Annotated in this window: 11 protein-coding genes; 9 read left to right on the forward strand and 2 right to left on the reverse strand. The window is 52.8% G+C overall.

From position 1 onward, the window contains the following. Window positions 1-10: 10 nt before the first annotated feature. Both J0A66_RS01705 and J0A66_RS01710 read right to left on the reverse strand, forming a co-directional pair. On the reverse strand, window positions 11-466 hold the full coding sequence (locus tag J0A66_RS01705; RefSeq protein WP_206572031.1) for a hypothetical protein: 456 nt from the start codon (window positions 464-466) through the stop codon (window positions 11-13). Next, on the reverse strand, window positions 463-2,595 hold the full coding sequence (locus J0A66_RS01710) for a winged helix-turn-helix domain-containing protein (protein ID WP_206572032.1): 2,133 nt from the start codon (window positions 2,593-2,595) through the stop codon (window positions 463-465). The genes J0A66_RS01705 and J0A66_RS01710 overlap by 4 nt, the downstream gene beginning before the upstream one ends. 573 nt (window positions 2,596-3,168) lie before the next feature. On the opposite strand from J0A66_RS01710, the gene J0A66_RS01715 reads away from it, so the two are divergent. The 9 genes from J0A66_RS01715 (at window position 3,169) to J0A66_RS01755 (ending at window position 15,316) form a co-directional block, all read left to right on the forward strand. Further along, window positions 3,169-3,348 carry a hypothetical protein gene (locus tag J0A66_RS01715; RefSeq protein ID WP_206572033.1) on the forward strand — a complete coding sequence of 60 codons (180 nt, stop codon included), beginning with the start codon at window positions 3,169-3,171 and terminating at the stop codon, window positions 3,346-3,348. 160 nt (window positions 3,349-3,508) lie between these two features. Beyond that, window positions 3,509-4,534 (forward strand): site-2 protease family protein, encoded by a 1,026-nt coding sequence (locus J0A66_RS01720; protein ID WP_206572034.1) that lies wholly within the window; start codon window positions 3,509-3,511, stop codon window positions 4,532-4,534. A gap of 703 nt (window positions 4,535-5,237) precedes the next feature. Further along, window positions 5,238-5,681: a DUF2141 domain-containing protein gene (locus J0A66_RS01725; RefSeq protein ID WP_206572035.1), complete on the forward strand. Its 444-nt coding sequence runs from the start codon at window positions 5,238-5,240 to the stop codon at window positions 5,679-5,681. A 132-nt stretch (window positions 5,682-5,813) separates the two neighbouring features. Beyond that, a complete protein-coding gene (locus J0A66_RS01730; protein WP_206572036.1) occupies window positions 5,814-5,999 on the forward strand; it encodes a thiazolylpeptide-type bacteriocin in 186 nt (61 codons plus the stop codon). A 93-nt stretch (window positions 6,000-6,092) separates the two neighbouring features. Next, complete coding sequence (locus tag J0A66_RS01735; protein ID WP_206572037.1) at window positions 6,093-6,890, forward strand: ABC transporter ATP-binding protein; 798 nt, start codon at window positions 6,093-6,095, stop codon at window positions 6,888-6,890. Continuing rightward, on the forward strand, window positions 6,887-7,642 hold the full coding sequence (locus J0A66_RS01740; protein ID WP_206572038.1) for an ABC transporter permease: 756 nt from the start codon (window positions 6,887-6,889) through the stop codon (window positions 7,640-7,642). Before J0A66_RS01735 ends, J0A66_RS01740 begins: the two co-directional genes overlap by 4 nt. A gap of 17 nt (window positions 7,643-7,659) precedes the next feature. Continuing rightward, the gene (locus tag J0A66_RS01745) at window positions 7,660-11,511 is read left to right on the forward strand and encodes a lantibiotic dehydratase (protein ID WP_206572039.1); all 3,852 of its coding nucleotides are present in this window, start codon (window positions 7,660-7,662) and stop codon (window positions 11,509-11,511) included. Next, window positions 11,508-13,337 carry a hypothetical protein gene (locus tag J0A66_RS01750; RefSeq protein ID WP_206572040.1) on the forward strand — a complete coding sequence of 610 codons (1,830 nt, stop codon included), beginning with the start codon at window positions 11,508-11,510 and terminating at the stop codon, window positions 13,335-13,337. Before J0A66_RS01745 ends, J0A66_RS01750 begins: the two co-directional genes overlap by 4 nt. Next, a complete protein-coding gene (locus J0A66_RS01755; RefSeq protein ID WP_206572041.1) occupies window positions 13,334-15,316 on the forward strand; it encodes a TOMM precursor leader peptide-binding protein in 1,983 nt (660 codons plus the stop codon). Before J0A66_RS01750 ends, J0A66_RS01755 begins: the two co-directional genes overlap by 4 nt. Window positions 15,317-15,319 lie beyond the last annotated feature (3 nt).

A 15,319-nucleotide genomic window follows, 5' to 3' on the forward strand; every position in this document is an offset into this window, starting at 1 on the left:
CCGCAGCTATTCAGTCAAAAACTGTGCTAGGTTTCTCGATATCTGTGACAGTTACCGAGGCATCATCAAAATTTACCGCCCGGGTGTGCATCAGTTCTCTGAGTCTGGTGGTCTGCCGGTGGGACAGCCCTTCTCCCTGAAAATTACTGAGCATGCCATGCTTATTCAGGCCCGAGTTCATCAGGGCGGCAATGCTGGTAGGAGAAGCATTGCCGTAGGCTCTGTTGGTGCCGAACAGGTCGGTAACTCTCAAGTTACTGATGTCAGCCTGAATATGCATAGTTGCCCTAATCTGTGCAGCCAGCTCGGAGTGGGCAAACCTCAGCAGGTGGGTCCGGAGATTTGTCTGGTAGTCACTGAACCATCCTCCGTGGGTGTGATAGTAGACAGAGAGCCGCAATTTCTGACCGTCAACCTGGATGTCGCGATTGGAATGAATAAATTCGAAGGCGTTGACCCCCTTCAAAGACTGAGTTTCACAATATCGGCACTGGCGTCCTGAATAAGCTTTTCATACAAGATGTATTGGCGGTCATGGGAGACAGAGAAAGGACGTTCGTTTTCTCCGGCTACCTTGGCCAGCCTGGTCTGCTCACCAGTGGATAAATCGTAGAGTAATACGTCAAACCCGGAATCACTTTTCAGCTTGTAGGTGATGCTGTCCTCAAAGACCTGGAAACTGCCCGGGATAAGGATATCTATCCCGGGAATGAATAGTTCTTCGGCTCCGCTGGATAGATCTTTTCGCCATAATCCCAGCTTACGGAACTTGGAATAGTAGAGGTATCGATCATCATGACTTTTTTTGCCTATATAGCCCCCAAATTCAGTAACCTGTTGGATATCACCCTTGTTGTACGTATAGATCTGCCAGTCATTGTCGTGATCTGAAGCAAAATAGAAACCTTCGTCACTATCCGGCGCGATGGAAAGCTGAACATAATTAAAGGGAATCGGGATCCTGCTGACTTTTGCCGTGGCGAGCTCAATCGAAATCACTTCAGATTTTTGCGTGAAGAACAGTCTCTTATCATCCTCGGACCAGACCAGGTTGCCGGGGATGATTTCTTTGTCAAAATCCGAGGTCAGCACATTGTTCATGGCAAAGTCATACACATAAATCTGCGGATTGCCGCTTTGATTTGATACCAAAGCAAACAGGTCTGAACGATTGGCGAATACCGGCGAGAAATCGTCCCTTGAGGTATTGACCCTGGATAAATCCAGCCCATCTCCAGAGAGTGAGTACAGCCCTAAATCCTTCTCATAGTTGGCTTCACTGACAAAATACAGCGCGGGTCCCGCAGAGTTGAAAATCGGTTGCTTGGTGGGAATGAGCGAACGGTAAATCAACTGCTCGACCTTTCGTTGAGGATCCAGACTGACGATACTGTTTCTGTCTGACTGATAGATAGGCCAGCCTTTATCATCCAAAGAGAAGGAATTGATAAGCTGATTCGCCCTGAACAAATCGGTCAGGCGGTTGTCAGCCAGATCGAGCTGCATCAGGTGAGTCTCGTTTTTCCAGTATTTATTGCGCAGAAAGTACAGACTATGGCTTAGTTGATGGTAAACCGGGTTGTAGTCGCCAAAGCCAGCATCCAGAGGCTTACTGATCTGCATTTTTTTACCTGTTTTGATATTCAGCTGATGCAAAGCTCTGGGCTCCTGGGGAGCCGGACTCTCGTTGTAGTAGACCAGTGAATCACTATCCTCCCAGCTGAAGCTGATTTCCTGGCTGTGGGGCAGGCAGGTGGCCACTTGCTTTTCTGTATGCCCCAGGGGCTGTGCAGACAAAGTGGCGACGAAGATACCGCAACCCTCATCGGTGATTCTGTGATAGATCAAGGAACTGTTGTCGGCAGACCATGCCTGACGGGTATATTCGGCTACATCCGGAATGCGCGTCACAATGTGCCTGCTGTCAGTCTCCATGACGTGCATAGACCAGTCAGCCGTTTCCTCCCCCTTATAAAGGTAACTGAGCAATTTGCCGTCGGTTGAGACCTTTGGAGAATACTCCAGTCCATTCAGACTGGTCATCGGTTCGATTCGGCTATGTAAGTAAGAGGAAGAAGGATTGCCGGCCGGAGTAAACTGGGAATATATGGCGAAGGCGAGCATGCCTGCCAAGATCACTATACCTGTGTAAGTAAACAGCAGTTTAGGGGAACGACTGGACAAGAGTTGCCTATCCCCTGGTCCCTCCGTCAACATGGCTTGCGGTGAAGGAGTGTTAAGAGGGGCTGGTATAGCTTCGGTTTCTAAGAACTCCACACAGATTGTGGGGTTCAATCTGTAGCCTCGCTTGGAGATCGTCTCTATAACATTCTTGTTGGAGTTTTCTTTATTAAATACTTTGCGGATCTTGGCTATGCATGAGGTTACGGCATGGTCGCTGACAATAGTGCCGCCCCAAACGTTCTCAATTAAACTGTCCCTTGAGATGACCTTGCCGCGATTATTGACCAGAAAAAGCAGCAGATCCATTGCTCTGGGCTCCAACTGGTATGTCTCACCCTCATGTTCCAATCGCAAATCTTCCAGATGAACAGTCCATCTGTCTAAGCGGATTTCCGTTACCGAACCCCTCATTACTGACTCCAAACCTGATATTCCCTAAGTTCCCTATCCATTGTGACGGCGGGCTATTGTTCTAATTTCTATCAAGGATACCAACCCATTCTCAGGGTGGCCGGATAAAATCCATGATACATGGCTTGGTGATGGATGAAAGATATAGATACCAGTGCTCGGACTTGTTTGCTCCGCCACCAGGCATTCCCTTTAAAGAATGTGTCGATTCCGTCATTCCGGCTCCTCCTACCCACCGACCAGGCGGGAAAATCGAGTAACCATCCTCACCTGGGCCAGGAATACAGCCCGACGGATTGGCCCGTCGCGCCGTGAATGTGCTTTTATGCTTTTGATTAAAAAGAAGAAAGTTGTCGGCGAGGTTTCCGTGAGATTAAAAATATAATTTGATGCTGATAGGAACAGGGTTTGACGATTATGGGCAGAAGAATCGTTGCTACATTCAAAATGCAACAGCAAAGGTCACCAGTTCCGAAACCGACTATTGGTTACCTGAGCAGTCGCAGAAACTGACTTCCCATTCAGTGTGCCAATACACGGATGCAAACTACGTAACCACTTAGGAGATCCAAAATGAAAAAGTTCGCCAAAATTGCCCTGGTTCTTTCTTTCAGCTTTGCCTGTGCCAATCCAACGCTGGCCAACGAAGAGAAGGATGTGTCTTCAGATATTGATCCAAGCGAAGTGAGTGAAAGGGGCGTCGATGACTGGTTTGAGTTGCTCTACTGCCAGACGATCGCCAAGTGCTACTGAGGCAGCAGCGCAGACGGATTGCACTTTCCCCCTGGTAAGAATCTACCGGGGGAATGAAAACCCCTTGTGCGGGACCGGGGAGTGAAGTTTTCAGTAATCACAGCTCCCAGCAGACATTCACTTCCTTCCTTTTGAATCAGATTAGTTACGGAATCATCACATGATTGTCGACCAGATGCGGGCTGCTTCCGGCTACAGGTTTGACCACGGGGTGAGCGCCAGTATTGAGAATACCCAAGTCGTCCTTAGCCATGGCAGAACCGGCAAGTCGGTCGCTGTTACCGGTACGGCCCGGTGCTTGCTAGCTCCTTTGCACCGGGGGGCGAGTTTTGAAGAGCTGCTCGCCGTAGTCAATCAACATTATCCTGGGGCCAAGAAAGTGGAAAATGCGCTACACCATTTGCTGGCTTCCTTGTTGCAAACCGGTCTGGTAGTGAGGGTAACCGATGACAAGCAGAGAAAAGGCTTCATTTACCTCTGCAGCTTTGACCCGGCAGCCAGACTCGTGGCCTGCCTGCTCAGTAAGGTTCATAGTGCAGTCAGACTCTTTCTTTATGCCTTCTTGATTTCATCTTCCTGCCTGGCCTGCTACCTGCTCTTTTACCACCAGGCAGTGCCCCCCCTGTCGCAACTGGTATTGCATGTTGATTTGTTCGGAGTATGGCTGTTTGTCTTGTTGGTTATACCGGTCCATGAGTTTTCTCATGCCGTCGCCTGCCGGATCGCTGGCGTGCCGGCGGGAAGATTTGGTATTGTGTTTCATGCCGGAGTGTTGCCCGGCCCCTTTGTCGATACCAGCGCCAGCGCTTACCTGACTAATCGTTGGCGAAAACTTTGCATTCCCCTTGCAGGGCCCATAACGAATCTGCTGTTTGCCGGGGCAACGGCAACCCTGCTGCTGTCGTCGAGTTATCTAAGCCTGACTGGGTTTGGTGTCACGGCGTCTACCCTGCATACCTTCCTTGTGTTGTGCATAGCGTTTCTCTATTTTGACACCAGTCCACTGTTGGCAAGCGACGGTAGCCACGTACTCGAAGTTCTGTTTGGTGATGACCGCCTTCGAACCACAGCCTGTTTCGGTCAAAGGAAGGCGGTTCAGAGTAAGCAAGCTGTTATTTGTTACAGGCTTTGCTGTGTCGTGCATTTATTGATGGGGGTGTTGCTGATTCAACAATGGAATCCATAGCCTTGAACTAAGTCTATCGGACCGGCACTTTGCTGGCCGGCTATCCGGTAAAATGTATCCAGGACTTGTTTACTTCTCATATTGACACTCTGCTGGAGAGTCGTTTCTTGCCAGACAATTATCTATATTCCAATCTTGGGTATTTGTTTGGTCTTCCAAAAAATGAATTTCTCTTAGCTTCATCTCTGTTATCTTTACTGTTTTTCCTGTTTACACTTCTTTTTTAACATTGTTAATGATCAGATGGTGTTGTCGGGACCTATATACTAACGCTGTTCCTTAATTTGTCCTGCTGTATTTGTTTCATTCAGACACTTTCATCTCCAATCAACTCTACTTCTTGTAACAAGATATTCACCACTCAATCCCGAAAACAAGCGTTAACTTTCTTTCCTTTGAATTCCGTCTTTTTTCTAGACGATAGCGTACCCTCATGATAAAGGCAGAACAGTTATATTTCTCTGTAGTGTTTTGATTTATATCGATATTCTGTCGTTATTTTTCCGTGATATTGGCGCAGAAAAAAGTGACAAAACAACGAGGGTTTAATGATTGCAAAGAAGAATTATGTCAGTAAGTTTTTAATCGTGAGCAGGTGGAACTGCTTTGAAAACTTATTGCTTGCTGAATTCGGCTGAAGTTGTATCTATTTTCGCGGCAGGCAAAGCAAAAACGATCAGTTAGACGCGTGAGAGGAATATTTATGAAACGAACAGTCAGTTCAGTGATGGTCTTGAGTGCCCTTCTCATACCTGTGATTGCAAATGGCGCATCTGTTGGCTCAACGACAAACTCAGAGACCAGCTCTTTGAAAATTGTAGTGGACGGGATCAGAAACTCTGAAGGAAATGTTTCTGTCACTCTTTGCATGAAAGGTGAAGCATTCCCAAGCGGTTGTTCTATTTCCGCAAAAGGTAAAGCGGAGCAAGGGCGCAGCAAAGTCATCTTCGACGATCTAAAAAATGGCGAGTATGCAGCGGCATTATTTCATGATGAAAACGCCGATGGAAAGCTGACATTTATCCAGGAAGGAATCGCCTTTAGTAATAACTCCAATCTGGAAATGGGGCCGCCTAAATTTGATCCGGCAAAATTTACCGTAAAGGGTGAAACCGAAATTCAGGTGGATATCCGCTATTTCAATTAGAGCCGACAAATGAAAAGAAAAGTATCTGGTAACTGGGAGCCTTTTGGCTGTATGTCGCCACCCTGATTGAGCGTCGCCATCCCGCTCAATAACCCTAAACATTGATTGGATGGAATAACTAAGGAAATAAAAATGGAAATGCAAAACAACACAGTAGACTTCGCTGACATCGATCTGGACAACCTGGACGTTGAAGGTTTGGAAGTTGTAAGCCTGAAAGAAGCCATGGCTCTGCCTGAGACGGGTGCTTCTTCCGGTATCAGCTCAACCAATTCATGCTCCAGCTGTGGTTCCAGCTCTTGCGTCTCAATGAAGTAAGCTGAGCGTAAATCGCTCTCAGCCTGAGGGCGATTTACTTTTCTTTCCATTATACCTTTTCAAATAAACACAGTACCAAAAAAGGAAGAAATTATGACCGCACTTGCTTCCCCAATAATATCGGAAAACACTGCGAATAATTCTCAAGATAAGTGTGAGGCCATAATTCATTTTTCTGGCGTATCGCTTTGTTATGGAAATCAAAAAGCCCTGAGTGATGTTTCACTGGATATTGCGCCTGGACAAGTCATTGCTCTGATCGGACCAAATGGTGCCGGAAAATCGACTTTTGTTGAAATTATCATGGGCCTCAAAAAACCTGCACAGGGGCAGGTCAGGGTGTTTGGGATCGATATTCTCAAACATCCGGAAAAGCACTTGCGCAGAATCGGTGTGCAATTGCAGGAAACCAAGGTATTCACCAAGCTGACCGGACGTGACTACCTGGAATTTTTCAGTCGCCTGTATCGGCACACCTTGCCTGTTGAAGATCTTATCCGTCAGCAGGATCTGCAGGAATTTGTTGATAAGCCCCTCGGTCAGGTATCCGGCGGGCAGAAACAACGCATCATTCTGGCCCTGGCCATTATCAATGATCCGGACCTGATCATTCTGGATGAACCCACCATCGGACTGGATCCGCTGGCTCGCCGGGAATTCTGGAGCTTTATCAGAAAGCTGCAAAGCAGCGGTAAGACGCTTCTGTTTACTACCCATTACATGGATGAAGTACAGGCCCTGGCATCTCAGGTCATCGTCCTGTCCAGGGGCAAAGTGGTGGCCAACGGTACCCCGGAACAGATCATACGCCTGCACAATCAATCTGAATCATCCTCCCTGGACGACGCCTATGAAGTCCTGGTTGGCCAAACACAAGGAGCCATCGCATGAGCTGGTCATCCCTCAAAGCCTATTTCATTCTGGATATGAAGGTCAATTTCCGCGAGAAGGTGTCCATCGCCATGATGTTACTGATGCCCGCGGTGTTCTACCTGTTTTTTGCCTCGTTCTACAGTGCGCCGACTGAAGGCGCCGAAGGGGCCAGCTTCTACAACGACTACACGGTGAGCTTCGCCAGCGTGATCCTGCTCAGTATCGCCCTGATGAATCTTGGCCCCATGATCGTTATTTCCAAGGAAGGGGGGTTCTATAAGCGCCTGTTTGTAACGCCCCTGAGGATGTCTGAGGTCTGGTTGTGTTCCATTCTGCGCGCCTTGATCCTGTTCTTCATCGGCTACCTGGAAATGATCCTGCTCGGCTACTTCATGTTTGGTGAGCTGCCTCAGGCATCCCTGGAGCAGATCCTCATTCCCTCACTGATTTCTGCTTATGCCCTGTTGTCCATGGGCTTCCTGCTCGGCGCCCTGCTCAATGCGTCGGTGGCGGCCTATAACGCCGGGATGATCCTGTTCCAGCCCATGTTGCTGCTTTCCGGCGCAGGATTCCCGCTGGAGATGCTGCCTGAATGGGCCCGCGCCATCTCCTACCTGATTCCGTTTACCTACGTGGTGGAGCTGATGCGGCTGGGCTGGATGGGGTCGCTGTATAACCAGGAAGCCATTTTACCCTCCGTGGTGCTGCTGATTGTCGGAAGCGTCTGTGCCCTGATTGCGGCCCGTTCCTTCAAGCATCAGACATTCTAAGAAATAAGGGATTCAACATGTCCACCAAAGCACATACATCCAACCCCGGACTGAGATTGAAGAATTTATTGGTTCACCCCAATTACATCCTGCGTGTCGGAGGGGAATCCATTCACAGCATCGAGCACCTGGAGTCGGGGCAAACCATCTCCCTGCTGCAGGAGCGGGATCGGCTGCTCAGCACACTCGACCGGGAAATCACGTTAGTTTGCGATGCGCTGGAAGAACGGATCCCCGACCTGCAGGAAAAGTCACACAGTCGGGCTGCCATTAATATCAAGCGGGCCCTGTTTAACCGCAAGCTGTTCAAAGCCGACTGGCTTAGTACATTGCAGGACTGCCTGCCGGGTGAACTGAACGAACGGATCCGGCACATTCTGCAACATCTGGAGAAGGCTCAGGTCCTGACTGAACAGGCAATTGCGGCCTATGACCAGGAAATTGACGCCAGCGGTCCCGGCATCCGGGCCTTGCTTGCCCATGACAACCTGCTCGATGGCCTGGCATACAGCAATCCGGATCTCAAGGCCAAGCTGCTCCGGGGCCTGGGTGACCCATCGCGCAAACTGAAGCAAAAAGAGCTGAGGAATCAGGAAGATGCGCTGCTTCAGTACTATGCCAGATGTTCCACCAAGACCAGCCCGTTGTCTACCTTCACCGTGGCCCATGTCGGCCAGTGGCAGCAGGGCAGCGAACAACCGGGCTGGCAGATTGATTTTTCTGACGCCCTGGAGCGGCGGGTGGAGTTTAAGGCAGGCCTGATACATTACCTGCTGGCGCCGCTTGTCGAGCGCTTTGAGTATGCTGCGGCCTTGTTTCCCTTCAAGCTGAATACCTCTGTTCGCCGCGCAGACGGCAAAATCAGGCTGATGAGCGTTTCTGCCGGGCAGGAAGGCAATGGTCGTACCTGGGGGACCGGCCTGAGTGAGTCGAGTCTGAACGAAAATGCGGTAATCGGCCTGATTGAGCATGTACTCAACGCTGCCCCCGACGGACACCTTTATCTGCAGCCGTTATGCGAACAAGTCTGCAGGCTGGCACCGAAGCTCAACGCCGGGCAGGTGATGCAGTTTGTCGGTCGCCTGTTTGCCATCAAATACCTGTTGCCCGAAACCGGCGACCTTCAGCAGCAGGATCACCTGGAGTGGGGCATTGCCCTGTGTGAAAAGGCCGATGCCAGACTGGGAATGGCATTGACTGCTCCCCTGAAACAGATCAGGCAACAACTGACGTTACTGGCCGCGCCAAGCTGTGCGCAGCGGGAAGACAAGATAAATAGCATTCGCGACGCCGTCGGTGAGCTGGCCGAAACGCTGGGGGTGGACAAAGACAGCCCCATTTTCCGGCCCACGTTCTATGAAAATTGTTACCTGCAGCAACGGGACAGGGACTTGGATGTCAGCGTCCTGTCGCCCTTCTATGAGGAGCTGTCGCGGCTGCAGGGGATCTCCTTCCTGTTGGATTTCAACCAGGAAGTGCGCGCCTACATGACGGATTTGTTTCTCAGTCAGTACACTGAGCAGGGCATCTGTACCGATGTTCGGGGCTTCCTGGAGCAGTTCGACGAGATCTATTCACCGGGCGTCATTGGCGGCCAGATCGACAAGTCCCGTCAGCCCGCCAGCTCGGATCTTAACCGGCAGATGATGGAGGTAAAGCAGGCTTTCGATGATTACCTCGCCCCCCTGTTGCAGGGCAGCGAGAATGTGGAGCTGAGTATTGAAGCACTGGACGGCATACTGGCGCAGTTGCCCGATGCGGTGAAGGCCAGGAGCAGCTCATACAGCTATGCGGTGCAGGTCGCCGGCCAGTCAGGTCAGGGCAAGATGATACTCAATCAGGTGTTTGGCGGGCGCAGCTCCATCATGTCCCGGTTTATGGAAATTCTGGATGCCGAGCAGATTGATGCGCTCAAGTCCTACCTGAAAAACAGCTCTGAACATCAGCGTTACATGGAGTTGTCCGGGGTGTTCGGCTTCAATGCCAATCGCCACCCGCGCCTGTGTGATACAGAGCTGGTGGTGCCTCCTTTTCCGGTTGGCCGGCAAGACACCAGTAAGTTGCGGTTGGACGAACTCAGTCTGGTGTTTGACCGTGATAAGCATACCCTGGTGTTTCAGGATCCACAGGGCAACAAACTGGACCTCTGGTATCAGGGGTTATTGATCCCCTCTTTGTTGCCACGCTTCCACCGATTGCTGTCCCTGGGCTTCACTGATGGCCCCAGCCTGACGGTGATCAAGTCCCTGATTGAAAGAAACCTGATCAGCGCGTCCTCGCCCTGTGTGGTGCCCCGGGTATCCCTGGGAAATCTGGTGATGTTCCGCCGTTCCTGGATCATGCCGTTTTCCCATGTGCCCGACCCGAACGTGTCAGCAAAGGATTTCTACTTTGCTATACAGGCATGGAAGCAGGCACGCAACCTGCCTACCCGGTTTTTCCTCAGGGCATTGCCCCTGGTGGAAGATGCCGAGGGTCAGCCCATCACCAACGCTGTGGACTGGGACAATGTCAACTTCAAGGACATGAAGCCCTTCTACGTGGATCTGGACAGCCCCCGCTTTACCCGCCTGATGCAGCGTATGCTTAAGCGCAATCGTTTTACCTTGTGTCTCAGTGAGCTGTTGCCGGATCTGAAAGACTACGCCTCCACGGTGGAGGGTCGGCCCCATGTTTCCGAGCTGCATTTTGAACTGTCGGCTCCGGCCAGACAACCGCTTGTGCAACAGCCAAGCTGGCACCTGATGCGGGTCGCCTACTTCGAACAAAGCAAGGCGGACCTGATCCTGGGGCCGGTGGCCCAGGCCATTGAAATGGCCAGAGCCACGCCCGGTGTGTGGGATGTATTGATGCAGCCCCATTGGAAGTTCGGTCCCCATGTGGACCTGCGCATTCTCACCGATCAGTCCACCTTCCAGAATCATCTGTACCCGGCACTCAAAGGGCTGTTTGACACCTGGCTTGCCGAACATCCGAGTAAAACGGTGCTGGAGCCGGCGGAGTACGAGGCCCTGTCCAGGAAGATCGGCATGTTTGAGCTGGAAAGCGGCCCCTATCTGCCGCTGCTTGAGAATAACAGTGTCAGCCTGGCACCTTTCAAGCCAAGCCAGAATCTGTTGTTGCAGGAATACGCCGACAGCAAGGATCGCATGATGGCTGACTTCACGCCTGATCTCATCCGTTTGCTCGGCGCCAAGCAAGCCCAAGCGGACGCCTTCTTCCTGACCCTGGTGGGCATGCTGGTCATCACCGGCAACTCATTTGCCATGGATGGTATCCAGCGTGGTTATATGTCTTTGCGATCCCATGCGGACTACTTCTTTTCCGCCCATGACAGCAAAGGCCAGTTGCAGGCGAAGTTTAATGCCATGGAGCAGGGCAAGCGTCGCCAGCTGGACGAGATTGTCACGCACTGCACCAGCCGACGTTTCCGGCAGATCCCCTTGCCTGCCGAGTTCCTGAGCATACTGGAGCACTGGCAGCAGGTGGTGGACGCCATGTCCTTGCGTCATGAGCAAATCGTCAGGGACAACTATGACCTGCTGGTTTCCCAGACCACCCATCAGGATACCGCCAACAGCCTCAAAGACGCGCTTCCTGAGGAGTTTATCCAGGCGTTTTCAAATAAGAAAACCACGGAGTTGGGGGAGTATTTCCTGAATACAGAGGAGGGGCAGCAGGCGCAAAAATCACAGATGTTTATGGTGTATCGCACCAACGTTAACTTTTTCTATTCACTGTTGCCGATTTTGGAGGCGTCACCGATCCAGAAGTTCTGTCTCTGCCATCTGGTGGCCAACTCGGTAGAACGGGTGTTCGACAAAGACTGGCGCTCGATGATCGGTTTAACCAGGGAGCTTTCCGCATGAGTGATTGGATAGACGGCTATGACTCCGCGTACCTGAAACTGAAAAGTTATGTGTATTTCGGGGAAACCGACCAGGGCGTGTTCTTCGAGGCGGGTGCCAACTCCTTTGTTTTGCGCGGCGCGGGCCTGTATCCCATCGTCAGCAAGATCCTGCAGCATATGGACAACGGTCAGAGTATCGAACAGATCAAAGCACACCTGCCGGATAAGCTCAAAGGCCTGTTTTCGACGCTGCTGCGTTCACTGCATGACAAAAACATGCTGCATGCGTTGCCCGGACCGGACTCTGATTATGTGCCGGGGCAGCATTCACTGGCCAGTGAACTTAAGCTGTTCGCCGAGGATCAACTGGGTTCCGCAGCGGCGTCAGAAGCCCTCGGCCGGTGGCAGCATAGCCGGATCATGCTGGTGGGGCAGGGCATGGCACTGAAGTCCTGTTTCAAGGCATTGCTGGACTCAGGGATCCGGACAGTGGACCTGTTCTGGGATGAGTCTGTGCCATCCAGGGTCGGCCGGGATGAAGTGGAAAGCCTGATTGAACCAACGCAGCGCGCCGGTTTCCAGGTGGAAATCTACTCGCGGGATCCGACCCAACAGGATGTTCAGGCGGCAGACGCTGTCTTGCTGGTCAGCGATCATTGTCGTACTCCTTTGTTTAAAGCGTTACAGGCCCAGGCAGGCCAGCAGCACAAGCCCTGTATTGTGGCCAGCGTATTCAGCGGCCGGGCGATGTGCCTGCCGGAAATAAACTCGGACTCTGTGGGGTTTGCAGAAGCCGCTTACTGGGCAGCGTTGCGTCCCGAGCAGGCCGATTTGAGCCCGGCGGCGCTGTCGATATTGGGGTGTATCGCTGCGCAGCGTATGCTCTTCTGTGCCCTTAAGATAGATAACCAGGCCTGGCGCCACTCGGTGAGCCTGGTGTCACCCTACCTGGACATCTCCACCCATCCACTGGTGCCGGTTATCGGGGCGGGGCAAATGCCCCCCGAGCTGCCGGCGCTGTCTTATCCGGATCAGTTCCAATTACCGGATGACAGGGAACTGGCGGAGTACGAAATTTACAAGATACAGCTGCAGCCCTGGTTTGACCCTCAGTTAGGTTGCCTGGAACTGGGCAATGACGATGCCATCGAGCAGATGCCTCTGTTCCAGTTTCCCGTTCGCATCTGCCTGCCTGACAGGGAGACGCAACATGTCCTCGGCTGGGGCGTCAATCTGGCCGAGTCCGGTCTGATGGCCTTGTCTCATGCCCTGGAAGTGTTGCTGCAGGCGTCCGGCTACCCGGATCAGCCATTGGTGGTGGCATTTGATGCTACGCAGTGGGAAAGACAGGCCGGGGCCAGGGCCCTGGCCGTCAACCCTGAATTCAGCCAGTCCGCTCCGTGGACCTGGCTCAATCCTGACAGCCTGACCGATGCAAAAAGCCAGATGTTATTGCGCTTGCTCCGTTACCGGCACCAGGGTGAGGTAAAGATCCAACTGATTGGTCTGAGCAAAATGGATGCTTATGTGGCGCAGATCAGTCTGGGGGGGCAGTGGATTGCCTCGGCGTCCGGTTCCTCTTACCTGGAGGCGGTTCAGGAAGCCCTGGGCCGCAGTTGCAGTCATTTTCAGATCCAGAAAACCGGTCAACCCGGCTACTGGAAGAACCGTTTGCCAGCCCTGGAAGTGTCCGCCGGTAAAAAGGTGGAGAGTCTGGAAGCGTTGCTCGGAAATGACGCTGCGTTACCGGAACTGGCCATTGAGTATGTCCGCGTCAATCCCTGTGGATTTCCACCCGGCGTGTATGGCGGTTACGCCAGACTGAAAATGGGAGGTGTCCTGTGAATGACCTGCCCATAGGGATACTGGCAGCAGCGGGCTGTGATACCTTGCTGGAGACAGTCAAAGGCTTGCTCAGGGAAACCAACAGACAAACGGCTCAGGTTGCCTCTCTGGAAGACCGCCATCTGAATCCGGCGACTGCCGGTCTGTGGCTTGTGCTCGCCGACAGTCGAGGCGACATGGACAGAGTATTAACCTGGCAGCAGCGTTGCCGTGAGGCGCAGGTGCCATTGCTGCTGGTCAGTCAGTCACCGGGCCTGATCAACCTCGGTCCCCTGGTGAGACCCGGACAGGATGCTTGCATTGGCTGTTGGAAAAAATGGGTCGACAACAACCACCGCTTGCCGCAAATCAGCCGGTCCGGGCAGCCTGACCGCCAGATACAGGCGCAGTTGCCACTGACACCCATGGCCGCCGATCTGTTCAAAACCTTGCTGTTGCAAGTGCTGACGCAGGCTGTCGGTAAACCTGAGTCACTCCATGCCACTTATTGGCGCCTGCGTCTGCGGGAGCTGGCGTCTTCCAGACATACCTACAATGCCCTGTGCGAATGTCCCCATTGTGACAATGACAAACCGGACAGCGAACAGAATGCGCAGATTCACTTCAGACCCCGCCTGAAAAGACATGTCGTTGACAAGCGCGTGCCTAATCCGCGATTGTCGCTGGAGGGGGTCAGACGGCAATTCGTCGATCGGCACAGTGGCCTGATCAAGCACTTGTATCAGAGCATCTCGTCCAGCCTGATGCCCATGTACACGGCTGAAATGCAGTTAATGGACAGCGAGGACTTTGAGTCGGGCTACGGCCGCGCCGAAACGGCGCAGAAGTCAGAACTGGTGGCGATTCTTGAAGGAATTGAACGTTTTGCCGGCTACAGTCCAAAACGCACCCGCACTCAGGTGCGCGGTAGTTATCGGACCATCCGTGCTGCCTACCCCGGCCGTTGCGTGGATCCTCAGGACTTTATTCTGCACGATCCAGCCCTTCGCAACCCCAGATTTGCCCTGCTGGACTATCATCCCGATTTGGAGTTCAACTGGTGCTGGGGTTACTCGTTCCGGCAGCAGGCGCCGGTGTTAATACCCGAACAGTTGGTCTACTACCGCCTCGAAGGCACCGAAGCGGCACCGGTTAACCGTTTTGTGTATGACTCCAGTAACGGCTGTGCCATGGGTGGGTGCCTGGAAGAAGCCATCTTGTGTGGTCTGTTTGAAGTGGTGGAACGGGATGCCTACCTGACCACCTGGTACAGCCGGCTGGTGCCGGATCGCATCGACAATGCCAGTATCCGGGAGGGCAGGGTTCAGGCCTTGATCGCCAGGGCACAAGCCGAAGGCTTCGAAATTTACCTGTTTGACATGGCTCTGGATATTCCGATTCCGGCGGTTTGGGCCATGATCGTCGACCCGGCGGACGATGCCCCGGTCAAATCTTACTGCGCCTCGGCTGCCCACAGCCAGTGGCATGAAGCCATCTTCTCGGCGCTGGTCGAAGTCGTCACCTCTATGGGGGTCTATCGGCAGTCGATGCCGGGCCAAAGGGCAAAGGCGTTGCAGATGGTGGATGACCACGATCAGGTTGAGCACATGCCGGATCATGTACTGCTGTACAGTGCGCCTGAAACCTACCCGCGCCTGGAGTTCCTGCATCAGGGGCCACTGCTGAGCCTGGCCGAGTGCGAGGCACGGCTGCCCTCTCTGTATCACCAGGATCTCAACCAGGAACTGCACATCCAGGCCGACAAGGTACTGAATGTGGCCAGCGATCTGATTGTGGTGCAGCAGTCCTTCAGCAAGATGGAAGATAACGGCCTGCATTGTGTCAAGGTGCTGGCGCCGGGCCTGATGCCCGTCACCTTTGGCCATCAGTACCGGCGGATCAGTTATCCCCGCCTTGACTCGGCGGCCAGGGCCCGTGGTCAGTGGGCGGCGCACTTTAACGCCGAGCGTATCAATCCTTTCCCACACAATTTTCCCTGAGGA

It is taken from the genome of Bowmanella dokdonensis (assembly GCF_017254865.1).
GTDB classification, from domain to species: Bacteria; Pseudomonadota; Gammaproteobacteria; order Enterobacterales; family Alteromonadaceae; genus Bowmanella; species Bowmanella dokdonensis.

What these genes read in the sequence shown, in the direction of transcription:
- J0A66_RS01710 (WP_206572032.1), bottom strand. Translation starts at nt 2,595, where the DNA reads ATGAGGGGTTCGGTAACGGAAATCCGCTTAGACAGATGGACTGTTCAT.
- J0A66_RS01715 (WP_206572033.1), top strand. Translation starts at nt 3,169, where the DNA reads ATGAAAAAGTTCGCCAAAATTGCCCTGGTTCTTTCTTTCAGCTTTGCC.
- J0A66_RS01720 (WP_206572034.1), top strand. Translation starts at nt 3,509, where the DNA reads ATGATTGTCGACCAGATGCGGGCTGCTTCCGGCTACAGGTTTGACCAC.
- J0A66_RS01725 (WP_206572035.1), top strand. Translation starts at nt 5,238, where the DNA reads ATGAAACGAACAGTCAGTTCAGTGATGGTCTTGAGTGCCCTTCTCATA.
- J0A66_RS01730 (WP_206572036.1), top strand. Translation starts at nt 5,814, where the DNA reads ATGGAAATGCAAAACAACACAGTAGACTTCGCTGACATCGATCTGGAC.
- J0A66_RS01735 (WP_206572037.1), top strand. Translation starts at nt 6,093, where the DNA reads ATGACCGCACTTGCTTCCCCAATAATATCGGAAAACACTGCGAATAAT.
- J0A66_RS01740 (WP_206572038.1), top strand. Translation starts at nt 6,887, where the DNA reads ATGAGCTGGTCATCCCTCAAAGCCTATTTCATTCTGGATATGAAGGTC.
- J0A66_RS01745 (WP_206572039.1), top strand. Translation starts at nt 7,660, where the DNA reads ATGTCCACCAAAGCACATACATCCAACCCCGGACTGAGATTGAAGAAT.
- J0A66_RS01750 (WP_206572040.1), top strand. Translation starts at nt 11,508, where the DNA reads ATGAGTGATTGGATAGACGGCTATGACTCCGCGTACCTGAAACTGAAA.